Consider the following 13,466-nt stretch of genomic DNA (forward strand, 5'->3'; position numbering starts at 1 on the left):
GCCCGCCCAGGAGAACGGCAACTACAGCGGTGCCTCCGACTACCACGCCTACGTCGTGCGCAGCGGGAACCTCATCGACATCGTCTATCTCGCCGGCGGGGCAGTGGTCGACGACTCCAGCCACGACGCCGCCGAGCTCGCCACCATGATCGGCGCGCTGGGTTGAGATTCGGCCGGGGACGTGGCGGAGCGCGTCGCGCGCCGGTGAAAAGCGGGACTGCTCCCCTTCCACCCGCATTAGGATGGAGCGGTCCGACCCGGCCGCGGTGCGCCCGCGCAGCCCACCCGAGCAGAAAGCAGGACCGATGTCCGCGATCACCCGCGAGGAGGTGGCCCACCTCGCCCGGCTGTCCCGGCTGGCGCTCGGCGAGGCCGAACTCGACCACTTCGCCGAGCAGCTCGACGCGATCGTCGGCGCGGTCGCGCGGGTCAGCGAGCTGCCGACCGACGACGTGCCGCCCACCTCGCACGCCCAGCCGCTGACGAACGTCTTCCGGGCCGACGTGGTGCGTCCGGCCGGCACGCCGGTGCTCGAGCGCGCCGAGGTCCTCGCGCAGGCCCCCGCCGCCGAGGACGACCGCTTCCGCGTTCCGCGCATCCTGGGTGAGGACTGAGCGATGACCACCGATCTGACCCGGCGCACCGCCGCCGAACTCGCCTCCTCGATCGCCTCCGGCGAGGTCTCCGCGGTCGAGGTGACCCAGGCTCACCTCGACCGGATCGCCAAGGTGGACGAGAAGGTGCACGCCTTCCTGCACGTCGACGCCGAGGGCGCGCTCGGCGCCGCCCGGGCCGTGGACGCCAAGCGGGCCAAGGGCGAGCGGCTCGGCCCGCTGGCCGGCGTGCCGCTCGCGCTCAAGGACCTGTTCACCACCCGCGGCCTGCCTACCACCTGCGGCTCGAAGATCCTCGAGGGCTGGCTCCCGCCGTACGACGCCACCGTCACCCGCCGCCTGCGCGAGGCCGACGTGGTGATCCTGGGCAAGTCCAACATGGACGAGTTCGCGATGGGCTCGTCCACCGAGAACTCGGCCTACGGCCCGACCCGCAACCCGTGGGACCTCGAGCGCATCCCCGGCGGCTCCGGCGGCGGCTCGGCCGCGGCGCTGGCCTCCTACGAGTCCCCGCTGGCCATCGGCACCGACACCGGCGGCTCGATCCGCCAGCCCGGCGCCGTCACCGGCACCGTGGGCGTCAAGCCCACCTACGGCGGCGTCTCGCGCTACGGCATGGTGGCCTTCTCCTCCTCGCTCGACCAGGGCGGCCCGTGCGCCCGCACGGTGCTCGACGCGGCCCTGCTGCACGAGGTCATCGCCGGACACGACCCGCTGGACTCCACCTCCATCGACGCCCCGGTTCCAGGTGTGGTCGAGGCGGCCAGGGCCGGGGTGCGCGACGGTATCAAGGGCTTGCGTGTCGGCGTGGTCAAGCAGTTCGCCGGCGAGGGCTACCAGGCCGGGGTGATGCAGCGCTTCGAGGAGTCGGTGGCGCTGCTGCGCGAGCTCGGCGCCGAAGTGGTCGAGGTGGACTGCCCGTCCTTCGACTACGCGCTGCCCGCCTACTACCTGATCGCCCCGAGCGAGTGCTCCTCGAACCTGGCCAGGTTCGACGCCATGCGCTACGGCCTGCGGGCCGGGGACGACGGGAACCACAGCGCCGAGGAGGTCACCGCGCTCACCCGCGAGGCCGGGTTCGGCCCCGAGGTCAAGCGCCGGATCATGCTGGGCACCTACGCCCTGTCCTCCGGCTACTACGACGCCTACTACGGCCAGGCGCAGAAGGTGCGGACGCTGATCACCCGCGACTTCGACGCCGCCTTCGGCCGGGTCGACGTCATGGTCTCGCCGACCACCCCCACCACCGCCTTCAAGATCGGCGAGCGCGCCGACGACCCGATGGCGATGTACCTGGCCGACCTGTGCACGATTCCGACGAACCTGGCCGGAAACGCCGGGATGTCGCTGCCGTGCGGCCTCGCCCCCGAGGACGGGCTGCCGGTGGGCCTGCAGATCCTGGCGCCCGCGATGGCCGACGACCGGCTCTACCGCGTGGGCGCCGCACTCGAGGCCGCGTTGCTGCAACAGTGGGGCCGACCGCTGCTGGACGCGGTCCCGGCCCTGTAGGCCGCAGGAGTCCGCCGGGCGGGGCGAGCGCCCCGCCCGCACGAGAAGGGCACACGGGTATGGGCATGCTCAGCCGGGGCAAGAAGGACCAGTCGCTGGTCAGGCTCCCCAGGGGCAAGGTCGGCCGGATGGTGTTCGCCGGCGGCCAGGTCGCCGCCGCGGCCGCCGCCTGGCGCGCGGTCAAGGACGCCAAGGCCAAGGGCGACCGGCTCGCCGTGCTGCACGGCGCGCTCACCGGCGCCGTGGTGCTGCTGACCCTGGCCGTGGCCCTGCGCACCGTACACGAGGAAGAACAGACGGTCGAGGGCGAGATCGTCGACCCGTCGACCCCTTGAGCTTGACCCTGACTGCGTTGAAGGAGCGAAACATCTGATGACCGCGACCACCGAGGAGCTGATGGACCTCGAGGAGGCGCTCGCCCGGTTCGATCCGGTGATGGGCCTCGAGGTACACGTCGAGCTGGGTACGAACACGAAGATGTTCTGCTCCTGCCCGACCGAGTTCGGCGCCGAGCCCAACACCCAGGTCTGCCCCACCTGCCTGGGGCTGCCCGGCGCGCTGCCGGTGGTCAACGAGATCGGGGTGGAGTCCGCGATCCGCATCGGCCTCGCGCTCAACTGCGAGATCGCCGAGTGGTGCCGGTTCGCGCGGAAGAACTACTTCTACCCGGACATGCCGAAGAACTTCCAGACCTCGCAGTACGACGAGCCGATCGCGTACAACGGGTACCTGGACGTCGAGGTGGACGGGCGGACCTTCCGGATCGAGATCGAGCGCGCGCACATGGAGGAGGACACCGGCAAGTCCACCCACGTGGGCGGGGCGACCGGGCGCATCCACGGCGCGGACTACTCGCTGGTGGACTACAACCGGGCCGGCATCCCGCTGATCGAGATCGTGACCAGGCCGATCGAGGTCCCGGGGCACCTGTCCGCGGCGGTGGCCCGCGCGTACGTGGCCGAACTGCGGGACCTGATCGTCGCGCTCGGCGTCTCCGAGGCGCGGATGGAGCGCGGCCAGATGCGGGCCGACGTGAACCTCTCGCTCAAGCCCACCGGCGCCAAGAAGCTCGGCACCCGGTCCGAGACCAAGAACGTCAACTCCCTGCGCTCGATCGAGCGCGCGGCCCGGTTCGAGATCCAGCGGCACGCCGCGGTGCTCGCCTCGGGCGGGACGATCGTGCAGGAGACCCGGCACTTCCACGAGGACAAGGGCACCACCACCTCGGGCCGGGTGAAGGAGGAGGCGGAGGACTACCGCTACTTCCCCGAGCCCGACCTGGTCCCGATCGCCCCGTCCCGGGAGTGGGTGGAGCAGCTGCGCGCGACCCTGCCGGAGCTGCCCGGAGCGCGGCGCAAGCGGCTGGCCGCGGACTGGGAGATCTCCGAGTTCGAGATGCAGTCGGTGGTCAACGCGGGCGCCCTCGACCTGATCGAGGCGACCGTGGCGGCCGGCGCGGACGCCGCCTCGGCCCGCAAGTGGTGGCTGGGCGAGCTGGCCCGCGCGGCGAACGAGCAGGCGGTGGAGCTGGCCGAGCTGCCGATCACCCCGGCGCACGTGGCCCGGATCGTGGTGCTGGTCGCGGCCGGCGAGCTCAGCGACAAGCTGGCCCGCCAGGTCATCGAGGGCGTGCTCGCGGGCGAGGGCGACCCGGACGCGGTGGTCGCGGCCCGCGGCCTGAAGGTGGTCTCGGACGACGGCGCCCTGCTCGCCGCGATCGACGAGGCGATCGCCGCGAACCCGGCCGTGGCCGAGAAGATCCGCGGCGGCAACCACGCCGCGGCCGGCGTGATCATCGGCGCGGTGATGAAGGCGACCAAGGGCCAGGCCGACGCGGCCAAGGTCAAGGAGCTGACGCTCTCCCGGCTGGCCTGAGCCGGACGCGCGCGGCGGGCGGAACGGGCGGCTCACAGCCCCCGTCCCGCCCGCCGCGCGTTTGCACCCGGTGGGGACCCGGCCCTGGATCTGCTCTGGGACCTGTTCTGGGACCTACTCGAGCGGGCTCGGACCGCCGGCCAGTCCGACCGTGACCAGTTGAGCGCTGCTCGGATGCCGCAGATCGGCGAACAGCACGGCGAATTCGCCTTCGAGCTGCGCGGTCCGCGCGGACTGCTGAGCCACCGTCACCGCGACGTGGCCGCCGCCGATCAGCTCGACCGCGGTCAGCGCCGCGCACACCTCGACGGCGAGGGGACCACGCCGGTGGCCGCCGGCGTCCTCGGCGTCGCCCCCGCGTCCGTGGACTGCGCGGGGGCGACGGTTTCGGCATTCGTCACCGGCGGCACACCTCCTTGTGCGTCGAACTACTCCAACAGCTCCGTCTGCAGGCTGAACTCCTGCCTGAACGGGGCGATGCCCACCGAACTCGGTGCCGTGTAGACGATTTCCAGCACCGTGTCGCGCACCGACGCGATCCCGTACCAGGTGTTCGTCGACCCGTGCGAGACCTTGAAGTAGGTCAGGATCTGGTCGTCGAGCGCGAGCGTCGTCGTCGCGGCGCCGGTGGGCACGCCGGTCATCTCGGCCAGCGTGGTCTCGGCCGTCGAGGCGTTGGCCTGGCTGCTGAACTGGAGCAGGTAGATCTTCGTCTCCGCGCCGTCAGAGGTCTTCCACGACTCGGCCGCGGTGTGCCGCCAGCCGTACTGGCCGAAGTCCATCCGCGCCGAGTCCGCGACCGTCAGCTTGAGCGAGTCGCTCTGGGAGAGCCAGCCGTCGGTCAGCGTCACCGCGTGGTCCGAGACCGCGCCCTGCGGAGCCGGAAGCAGCAGCTTCCTGATGTCGGCCAGGTGCCGCCCGGCCGGGTCGGCGCTCGGCACGTCCTGGCCCGCGGCCAGGGTCGGCAGCGTCAGCGGCGCGAAGACGTACCGGCCGTCCGAGGCGGTCTGCAGACCCGGCAGATCGGTACGCCGCGGCGCCATCACCGCGAAGGCGCACCCCGCGCCGACCGCCGCCGCGGTCACCACCGCGCCGATCCAGCGCCACGGCACCGGCCGCTTCGGCTTGGGCTCGACCGCGGGCCAGGCACCCCAGGCCGGAACCGGGAAGGCGCCGGTGCCCTGCGCGCCCATGCCCTGCGCGCCGAACGGGGGTACCCCGGCCGGCGGAGCCTGCGGCTGGAGAGCCTCGGCCTGGAGAACCTCGGCCTGGGCGGTCTGCGTCAGCGGGGAATCCGTCTGGACGCTCTCCTCCTGGAAGGTCTCCGCCGCGGGCACCGAGGCCTGCTGGGGCACCTGCGGCACCTCGGCATCCCGCTGCGCCACCCCGGTCGATTCCGGTGCCACGGCGGGCTGCTGGTCCGTCGCGGCGTCCCGCTGCTGCGGATTCCCGTCCTGCTGCGGTGTCTCAGCCGCCGCCGGCGCCGCGAACTCCTCCTGCTCAGGCATTCTGACCCCCAGCGGTCGACGGGCTGACGGGCGCGGTCAGCGTCTGGTTGCTCTTGAGCCGGTCCAACTGCTGCGCGAGCAGATGCACGGCGGTGTTCTGGTCCAGCGGTGCCACACCGCTGGCCTCGAGCAAGACCTCGACGTCGCCGTACGAGGCCGCGCAGACCATGCTGTCGACCTTGTCGCTGCCGAGTTCCGGCGGCAGTACGCAGACGGCCGAGCCGTATCCGGGCACGGAAGCGCCCTGCCGGAAGCCGAGGCCGTCGACGAAGCTCGCGAGCAGCTTCTCGTCCGAGCTCGCGGCCTTCGGGTCCAGCTGCATCAGCTCGAAGTCGAACTCGTCGGTGTCGGACCCGTTCACCATGGTGCGCACGGCGATGCCCTGCAGGTGCAGGTCCGCCAGCGTGCCCTCGGAATTGGTCATGTCGCTCTTGGGCAGCTTCAGCAGCTGGCCCTGGACCTGCGCGTTGACCTGAGCGGCGGAGACGTAGTCGTTGTCGCCGATCGTGCCCACCGCGGGGCCGAGCGAGTAGGTGCTCGGCAGGGGCAGCAGGTAGGCGAAGAGGGAACCGTAGTGCGAGCCGTCGGAGCGCACCCCGGCGGTCACCGGCGCCTGGATCACGGCGAGCCGCGCCTGCGCCGAGGCGGTGGCGTCGGCCGCGGCCTGGAGCCGGTCGTGTGTCGTGTCGCGGGAGTGCACGACGCCGAAACCGATCGCGGCACCGACGACGATCGAGGCCACGGCTCCGGCGGCGAGCCTGCCGCGCATGGGGATGGACATCTAGAGCCTCGCCATCTGCTGCGTCATCAAAGCATTGATGAGCGACGGATTCGGTGTCCTGGTGTACGAGCTGACCCAGAACTCGACGACGAGATCGCCATGGGTGGCGACGGCGTAGTCGGTGTTGGCGTCGTACGCGTCCTTGTACTCGACGCCGGTGGCGTTCAGGTCGGCCGGCGTGGTCACCGGCGAGCCGTCGGCGCTGACGCCCTGCAGGAACGAGCCGGTCTGGTACTGCGGGGCGAAACGCAGGATGCGGATCTCCTCGTAGTACCCGGACTTGGTCGTCCACCCGGTGTCGGCGAGGGCGCTGATGCCGTCGATCAGGTCCTGGGTGAAGCAGTACTTCTGGTCGTCGCACAGCGCCGCGTCGTCCACGAGGCCGATCCACTCGTGGTCCCAGGAGTCGCCGACGCTCGCGCCGGACGGCGTGGGCATCAGCAGCTTGGTCAGGTCGCCGTCGGTCAGGGTCAGGTCGTCCTGGCTCGAGGGCAGCGGCGACGGGGCCACGCCCGCGTAGACGCCCACCGGCGCGTACGCCGGGTGCTGCGCGATCAGGGAGGGAAGCGGGGTGGGCGGCCGCGAGGACTGCACCGCGTAGCCCGTGCCGGCCCCGCCCAGGACGCCGAGGACGAGCGCCCCGACGAACAGCGAGCGACTCTTGATCCGGCGCCGGGTCTTGGGTTCGGCGGGGATCTCGGTCGGGACCCCGTCCGGTATCCCGGTCGGTATCCCGGCCGCGAACGCGGTGGGATCCCCGGGTTCGGCCGGGTTCGCGGACACGTCGGCCGCGAACTCCGACGGCGCCTCGAACGCGACCTCGGTCACGGTTTCGGTCGCGACGTCTTCCGTCACGACCTCGGCCCCGGCGTCGGCCACGACCTCCGTCACGGTTTCGGTCGCGACCACCTCGGTCGCGATCCCGCTCTGGTTCTCGTTCTCGTTCTCGCTCATGGTGTGCGCCCCCTAACCGTTCGCCAGTCGCGCGTGCTCGGCCTTGATGACCGAGGCGAGGTCCGCGGCCGTGATCGGCTGGTCGCCGTAGATGTCCACGGTGAAGAAGGTGTCGCCGTCGCGGTACGCGCCGGACACCTCGTACGAGTTGTCCGACTTCCAGCTCCAGCCCTTGGCGCCGGACTCACCGGGCACCGAGATGCTCTTGATCCCGCTGCCGGACTCGGTGTATCCGCTCAGCCAGGCCGACGCGTCGCTCGAGCCGCCGAGCCGGATCAGCTGGATGTCCACGTTCGCGCCGATGGACGAGTCCTGATACGTGCGGTCGCACGCGGACTTGAATCCCAGCTCGCGCAGGCTCGTCTTCACGTCCGAGCTGCCGCCGTAGTCGTTCACGACCTCGCTGAGGCTCTCGGTGGTGCCGTCCGGGTCGCCCTGCACGGAGCTCGAGCCGTCCGGCGGCGGGAGCAGGAAGAAGCGCAGGTCGCCGGTGTGCACGCCGTTGCTGACGTGGCCGGTGACGGTCGAGGTCGGCGTGGCGGTGGTCGGCGGCGCGGTGCTCGGCGCGGCGCTGGTGGGCGCCGGGCTCGGTGAGGCCGCCGGGGACGAGGACTCGGTGACCGGCGCGCTCGCCCCGGCCAGCCCCGCGACCTTGACCGGTCCGGGCGAGGCGATCGCGATCACGGCGAACGCGGCCACCGCGGCGAGCGCGGCGTAGCCGAGCCCGATCCCGGTGCCCAGCAGGGCCTTGTTGCGCGGCTTGGGTTCCGCGCCGAGTGCGCCGAACCCGCCTTGTGTTGATATGGATGTCACGCCGTATTCGAACCCGACTACCGGTGCGGTGCCGGGCGCGAAGTTCGGTTCTGCGCTCGGCCAGCCCTGCTGCGCCGCGGGCTGCGGCCACGGCGCGACCTGCGGCTGCGTCCCGCCCTGCGTCGTCGAATCCAGTGCGGATCCCACCGATTCCGCGGATTCCACCGACCCCGTCGTCGGCTGCGCCACCGGCTCGAAGCCCGGCGCGGCGGCCTGCGCGACCTCGTCCTGCCGCGCACCGTCCTGCCGCGTGTGCGCCGGTGCGTTCTCGTCTGCGTGCTCGTGCGTGCGCTCGTCGGCGCGCAGATCCGCGCGCTGGTCTGTGCGCTCGTCCGCCTGTGTAGCGGACGCGTCCGTGTCCGTCGATTCGCCTGTCTCTGCTGCGGATTGTCCCGCGGGCATGGCGAATGCGGCGTTCGTCTCGGCCACCGTGTCGTCGGCGCCGGGCTCGAGGCCCGGTTCAACGTTGTCGGATGGCCGGGTGAACCCCTCCGGCTCTACGGGCGCCGACTGATCGTCGGACACCGTTCCCTCCCTGGCTGCTTATATCAGGACCCCACCGTAGGACTCTGGGAGCCCACCGGTCTACACCTTATATCCAGGGTGGCACAGCCCTCCGACACCCCGGTCCCGCTGCTCCCGGGGCCGCCGGGCCGCGCCGCCGCGGCCGCGTGGATCCGCGCCGTCCCCCGCACATCCGCAGCCGTTTTCCACGCCGCCCTTACCACACGAGATCACCTCATCGCGTAGAGTGACGACCGTGCCCGCCCTCCTGTCCCGCCCTCTGGACGTGCCGGTGACGGTCCGGGTGGCGTCCGCGGTGGGCGCCGCCGTGGCCGCGACGGCCGTGTTCGTGCTCGGAGCCGCCCTGCACTGGGGCGGGGACCGGGCCAGCCGCACCATCGCCGACATCATGGGCGATTTCGGCCTGGCCGCCGCGGCCGCGCTCGCCGCAGTCTCCAGCGTCCGCAGAGCCCTGACACTCTCCGGGGCGCTGCGGTCATCCTGGCTGCTGTTCGCCGGATCCGCGCTGGTGGCCGGCTTCGGCAACGCGGTCTGGGGCTGGTACGAACTGGTACTGCGCACCTCCCCGCCGGTGCCGTCCATGGCCGACTGGGCCTTCCTGTGCTTCGCCCCGTTCGCCATGGCCGGGACGCTGGTGCACCACCGCGGCGTCGGCGGATCGCTGGCCTGGCTGCGGCTCGCCCTCGACGGCACCCTCGTCGGCGGGGCGCTGTTCACGGCCGGATGGGGGGTGGCGCTGTCCCGGGTGGCCTACAGCGACGGGCGCGCGCCCACCCAGGTCACCTTCGCCCTTGCCTATCCGGTCTTCGACATCCTGCTGGTGAGCCTGGTGCTGTGCCTGCGCCACCGGGGCCGCGGGCGCGGCGACGGATCCTCGATGGCCATGCTGGTGTGCGGATACAGCGTCGTCGTGGTCTTCGACGGACTCTGGACGCTGCCGCCGGTGCGGGCGCACTACTACTCCGGCGAACTGATGGACGCGGGCTGGTTCTTCGGGTATCTGCTGCTGGCCATCGCTCCGTGGATGTCCGCGTGGACCGGCCCGGGCGGACGCCACGGTTCCGAGCACGCCTGGCGGGCCCGGCTGGCGGCGGGGATCAGGCGGCTGCTCGACCTGGCCGGGCAGCTGTTCCCCTACCTCGCCGGATCCACCTGCCTGGCCGTGATCATGAGCGACGGGCTGCGCGGGGAGCACCGGGTGCATCCGGTGCCGCTGGTCACCGGCTGCGCCGTGCTGGCGGCCCTGGTGGCGCGGCAGGCGTTGACCCTGACCGAGAATCTGCGGCTGACCAAGCAGCTGAGCCTGCGCGAGAACCACTTCCGCTCCCTGGTGCAGGGCGCCAGCGAGGTCATCATGACCCTGACGCGCCCGGGCCGGCTCGGCTACATCTCGCCCGCGGTCAGCGGCGTGCTCGGCTACGAGCCGCAGCAGCTGATCGGCAGCTCGCTCTACGACCTGATCCACTTCGAGGACCGCACCCGGGTGATCGAGGCGGTGGACCGCCTGCTCGCCGGGGTCGCGCCCGCGGCCCTGGTGGAGTGCCGGATCCGGGCCGCCACGGTGATGCCGCTGCCCGGCGCGGGGGAGGGGGCGCAGTCGATCTGGCGGCACGCGGAGGCGACCGTCACCCGGCACTACGGCGGCCTGGTGTTCACCATCAGGGACGTGAGCGAGCGGGTCGCGCTGCAGAACCAGTTGGCCTACAACGCCTATCACGACGCGCTCACCGGGCTGCCCAACCGCGCCCTGTTCGGCGAGCGGCTCGAGCAGGCGCTGCATCAGCGTTCGGTGATCGGGCACCCGCCCGCGGTGATGTTCCTGGACCTGGACTGGTTCAAGGAGGTCAACGACGCGCAGGGCCACGCCGTCGGCGACGAGCTGCTGATCGAGGCCGCGGCCCGGCTGCGCACCGCGGTGCGGGTGGGCGACACGGTGGCCCGTTTCGGCGGGGACGAGTTCGCCGCGCTGGTGCACACCGGGCCCGACGGACGCAGCGTGCACGAGGTGGCCGAGCGGCTGCACGCGGCGCTGACCCGCCCGTACCGGCTCGCGGCCGGCCGCTTCACCGTCGGCGCCTCGGTCGGCGTCGCGTTCTGGCGGGCCGGGATGTCGGCCGCGCAGTTGCTGCGCGAGGCGGATCTGGCGATGTACGAGGCGAAGGGCGAGGGCAAGGGACGGCTGATCGTGCGTGACACGCCGGTGTCGCGGTGAGGCGGGACGGTATCCGGCGGAGGCGAGTGGATCTGGGGAAATGGACGTCGCATGTCCGGCATCCGAGACGCACGGCGGGGTGGCTTGACGGCACGAGGGTGGGCGCGAGTACTGTCGCCCCATGCGGATTTCCAACGCGCGTCAGCGCGAGCTCGTACTTGGCCAGCGCGCCGGCTGAAGCCCTCCAGGGCCCCACGCCAGCGCGCTTCCCTCGGTTGCCCTTCGGGCCCGAGGGTTTTTTGTTGGCCGCATACAGCATCGCCCGGGTAGGACGCCCGGACCCAGACCGAGAGAAGCCTCACCATGACGGAGCAGGGCAGCAGCAGCCTTCGCGCACCCGAGCTGACCGGAGCCCAGGCCCTCATCCGCGCCCTCGAGGAGCTGGGCGTGGACACCGTTTTCGGTATCCCGGGCGGCGCGATCCTCCCGGCCTACGACCCGATGTTCGACTCCAAGCAGCTCCGGCACATCCTGGTGCGCCACGAGCAGGGCGCCGGCCACGCCGCGACCGGCTACGCGCAGGCCACCGGGAAGGTCGGGGTGTGCATCGCCACCTCCGGTCCGGGCGCCACCAACCTGGTCACCCCGATCGCCGACGCGTACATGGACTCGGTCCCGATCGTCGCCATCACCGGGCAGGTCGCCAGCAGCCTGATCGGCACGGACGGCTTCCAGGAGGCCGACATCTGCGGCATCACGATGCCGATCACCAAGCACAACTTCCTGGTCACCCGGGCCGAGGACATCCCGCGCGCGATCGCCGAGGCCTTCCACATCGCCGCCACCGGCCGTCCCGGCCCGGTGCTGGTGGACATCGCCAAGGACGCGATGCAGGCCTCCGCGCCGTTCCGCTGGCCGGTGGAGCTGAACCTGCCCGGCTACCGGCCGGTGTCCAAGCCGCACGGCAAGCAGATCCGCGAGGCCGCCCGGCTGCTGGGGCTGGCCAAGCGCCCGGTGCTCTACGTCGGCGGCGGCGTGCTCAAGGCCCGCGCCACCGCGGAGCTGCTGGAGCTGGCCGAGCTGACCGGCGCCCCCGTCGTCACGACCCTGATGGCCCGCGGCGCGTTCCCGGACAGCCACAAGCAGCACCTGGGCATGCCCGGCATGCACGGCTCGGTGGCCGCGGTCACCGCCCTGCAGAAGTCCGACCTGATCGTGGCGCTCGGTGCCCGCTTCGACGACCGCGTCACCGGCAAGCTCACCAGCTTCGCCCCGGACGCCAAGGTCGTGCACGCCGACATCGACCCGGCCGAGATCTCCAAGAACCGCACCGCGGACGTGCCGATCGTGGGCGACTGCCGCGAGGTGCTCACCGAGCTCGCCGCCGCCGTGCGCACCGAGCAGGCGGCCGACCGCGGCGGGGACTACTCCGGCTGGTGGGAGCAGCTGGAGGACTGGCGCACCCGCTACCCGCTGGGCTACGAGACCGAGGCCGGGCAGCTGGCCCCGCAGTACGTGATCGAGCGCATCGGCAAGATCGCCGGACCCGACGCCATCTACACCACCGGCGTCGGCCAGCACCAGATGTGGGCCGCGCAGTTCATCTCCTACGAGAAGCCCAACACCTTCCTGAACTCGGGCGGCGCGGGCACCATGGGCTACGGCGTGCCGGCCGCGATGGGCGCCAAGGCCGGTCGCCCGGACGCAACCGTCTGGTGCATCGACGGCGACGGCTGCTTCCAGATGACCAACCAGGAGCTCGCCACCTGCGCGCTCAACAACATCCCGATCAAGATCGCGATCATCAACAACGGCGCGCTCGGCATGGTCCGGCAGTGGCAGACGCTGTTCTACAACCAGCGCTACTCCAACACCGACCTGCGCAGGGGTGCGGGGGTGTCCGCCGCGGAGGACCATCGGCGCATCCCCGACTTCGTGAAGCTGGCCGAGGCCTACGGCTGCGTGGGCCTGCGGTGTGAGAGCCCGGACCAGGTCGACGCGGTCATCGAGAAGGCCATGGCGATCAACGACGCCCCCGTCGTGATCGACTTCGTGGTGCACGAGGACGCCATGGTGTGGCCGATGGTCCCGGCCGGCCTGTCCAACGACGAGATCCTGGCCGCCCGCGACCAGCGCCCCGACTTCGATGAGGAAAGCGAGTGAGTATCATGACGAACTCGGCTCCGACCCAGACCCACACGCTCTCCGTGCTCGTCGAGAACCGTCCGGGCGTGCTCGCCCGGGTCTCCGCGCTCTTCTCCCGGCGCGGATTCAACATCGAGTCGCTCGCGGTCGGACCGACCGAGCACTCGGAGATCTCCCGGATCACCCTGGTCGTGAACGTCGAGGACCACCCCCTCGAACAGGTGACCAAGCAGCTCAACAAGCTGGTGAACGTGCTCAAGATCGTGGAGCTGGAACCCTCGGCCTGCGTCCGGCGCGAACTGATCCTGGTCAAGGTGCGGGCCGACGCCACCGAGCGCCAGCACGTGCTCGCCACCCTCGAGCCGTTCGGCGCCCGAGTGGTGGACATGTCCACCGACAGCCTGGTGATCGAGGCCACCGGTGAGTCCGCCAAACTGGAGGCGCTGCTGCGCGTGCTCGAGCCGTTCGGCGTCAAGGAGCTGGTCCAGTCGGGCCTGCTCGCCGTCGGACGCGGCTCGCGCTCCATCACCGACCGTTCGCTGCGCGCCGTCGAGCGCGCCGCTTAGCCGACGCAAGACCCCAAGACACAC

At 71.6% G+C, this 13,466-nt stretch carries 11 protein-coding genes and 1 pseudogene; 7 read left to right on the plus strand and 5 right to left on the minus strand.

Annotation, left to right across the window (positions count from 1 at the left end; all coding sequences use genetic code 11):
* The first annotated feature begins 305 nt into the window (after positions 1–305).
* From gatC to gatB, 4 genes are read left to right on the plus strand one after another with little or no spacing between them, the layout of a single operon-like run.
* Positions 306–614 (plus strand): Asp-tRNA(Asn)/Glu-tRNA(Gln) amidotransferase subunit GatC, encoded by a 309-nt coding sequence (gatC, locus tag KDL01_RS14990; RefSeq protein WP_212529096.1) that lies wholly within the window; start codon positions 306–308, stop codon positions 612–614.
* 3 nt (positions 615–617) lie between these two features.
* The gene (gene gatA, locus KDL01_RS14995; RefSeq protein WP_212529097.1) at positions 618–2,123 is read left to right on the plus strand and encodes an Asp-tRNA(Asn)/Glu-tRNA(Gln) amidotransferase subunit GatA; all 1,506 of its coding nucleotides are present in this window, start codon (positions 618–620) and stop codon (positions 2,121–2,123) included.
* Between the two features lie 59 nt (positions 2,124–2,182).
* Complete coding sequence (locus KDL01_RS15000; protein WP_212529098.1) at positions 2,183–2,458, plus strand: hypothetical protein; 276 nt, start codon at positions 2,183–2,185, stop codon at positions 2,456–2,458.
* Between the two features lie 37 nt (positions 2,459–2,495).
* Complete coding sequence (gatB, locus tag KDL01_RS15005; protein WP_212529099.1) at positions 2,496–3,998, plus strand: Asp-tRNA(Asn)/Glu-tRNA(Gln) amidotransferase subunit GatB; 1,503 nt, start codon at positions 2,496–2,498, stop codon at positions 3,996–3,998.
* Between the two features lie 114 nt (positions 3,999–4,112).
* On the opposite strand, the gene KDL01_RS15010 is transcribed toward gatB, so the two are convergent.
* The 5 genes from KDL01_RS15010 to KDL01_RS15030 all read right to left on the minus strand — a co-directional run bounded on the left by KDL01_RS15010 (position 4,113) and on the right by KDL01_RS15030 (position 8,579).
* A complete protein-coding gene (locus KDL01_RS15010; protein ID WP_212529100.1) occupies positions 4,113–4,301 on the minus strand; it encodes a hypothetical protein in 189 nt (62 codons plus the stop codon).
* Between the two features lie 125 nt (positions 4,302–4,426).
* Positions 4,427–5,506, minus strand: coding sequence for a hypothetical protein (locus tag KDL01_RS15015; RefSeq protein ID WP_212529101.1), 1,080 nt, complete (start codon positions 5,504–5,506; stop codon positions 4,427–4,429).
* Positions 5,499–6,287, minus strand: a complete 789-nt coding sequence (locus KDL01_RS15020) for a hypothetical protein (protein WP_212529102.1) — start codon at positions 6,285–6,287, stop codon at positions 5,499–5,501. The genes KDL01_RS15015 and KDL01_RS15020 overlap by 8 nt, the downstream gene beginning before the upstream one ends.
* Positions 6,288–7,241 (minus strand): hypothetical protein, encoded by a 954-nt coding sequence (locus KDL01_RS15025; RefSeq protein WP_212529103.1) that lies wholly within the window; start codon positions 7,239–7,241, stop codon positions 6,288–6,290.
* Between the two features lie 12 nt (positions 7,242–7,253).
* Positions 7,254–8,579, minus strand: a complete 1,326-nt coding sequence (locus KDL01_RS15030) for a hypothetical protein (RefSeq protein ID WP_212529104.1) — start codon at positions 8,577–8,579, stop codon at positions 7,254–7,256.
* 235 nt (positions 8,580–8,814) lie between these two features.
* Here KDL01_RS15030 and KDL01_RS45245 point away from each other — a divergent pair, with 235 nt between their 5' ends.
* The 3 genes and pseudogenes from KDL01_RS45245 to ilvN all read left to right on the plus strand — a co-directional run bounded on the left by KDL01_RS45245 (position 8,815) and on the right by ilvN (position 13,442).
* A complete protein-coding gene (locus KDL01_RS45245; RefSeq protein WP_212529105.1) occupies positions 8,815–10,791 on the plus strand; it encodes a diguanylate cyclase domain-containing protein in 1,977 nt (658 codons plus the stop codon).
* A gap of 300 nt (positions 10,792–11,091) precedes the next feature.
* Positions 11,092–12,894: pseudogene (locus KDL01_RS15040) on the plus strand (acetolactate synthase large subunit); the annotation flags it as partial.
* A gap of 5 nt (positions 12,895–12,899) precedes the next feature.
* Entirely contained in the window at positions 12,900–13,442 is a 543-nt protein-coding gene (gene ilvN, locus KDL01_RS15045; protein WP_212529120.1) for an acetolactate synthase small subunit, read from the plus strand.
* The last annotated feature ends 24 nt before the right edge of the window (positions 13,443–13,466 follow it).

This window comes from Actinospica durhamensis (assembly GCF_018139695.1).
Lineage (GTDB): Bacteria > Actinomycetota > Actinomycetes > Streptomycetales > Catenulisporaceae > Actinospica > Actinospica durhamensis.

Coding starts and splice junctions, on each gene's coding strand:
- KDL01_RS15025 (WP_212529103.1), bottom strand. CDS start 7,241: ATGAGCGAGAACGAGAACGAGAACCAGAGCGGGATCGCGACCGAGGTG.
- gatB (WP_212529099.1), top strand. CDS start 2,496: ATGACCGCGACCACCGAGGAGCTGATGGACCTCGAGGAGGCGCTCGCC.
- gatC (WP_212529096.1), top strand. CDS start 306: ATGTCCGCGATCACCCGCGAGGAGGTGGCCCACCTCGCCCGGCTGTCC.
- KDL01_RS15015 (WP_212529101.1), bottom strand. CDS start 5,506: ATGCCTGAGCAGGAGGAGTTCGCGGCGCCGGCGGCGGCTGAGACACCG.
- ilvN (WP_212529120.1), top strand. CDS start 12,900: ATGACGAACTCGGCTCCGACCCAGACCCACACGCTCTCCGTGCTCGTC.
- KDL01_RS15000 (WP_212529098.1), top strand. CDS start 2,183: ATGGGCATGCTCAGCCGGGGCAAGAAGGACCAGTCGCTGGTCAGGCTC.
- KDL01_RS15020 (WP_212529102.1), bottom strand. CDS start 6,287: ATGTCCATCCCCATGCGCGGCAGGCTCGCCGCCGGAGCCGTGGCCTCG.
- gatA (WP_212529097.1), top strand. CDS start 618: ATGACCACCGATCTGACCCGGCGCACCGCCGCCGAACTCGCCTCCTCG.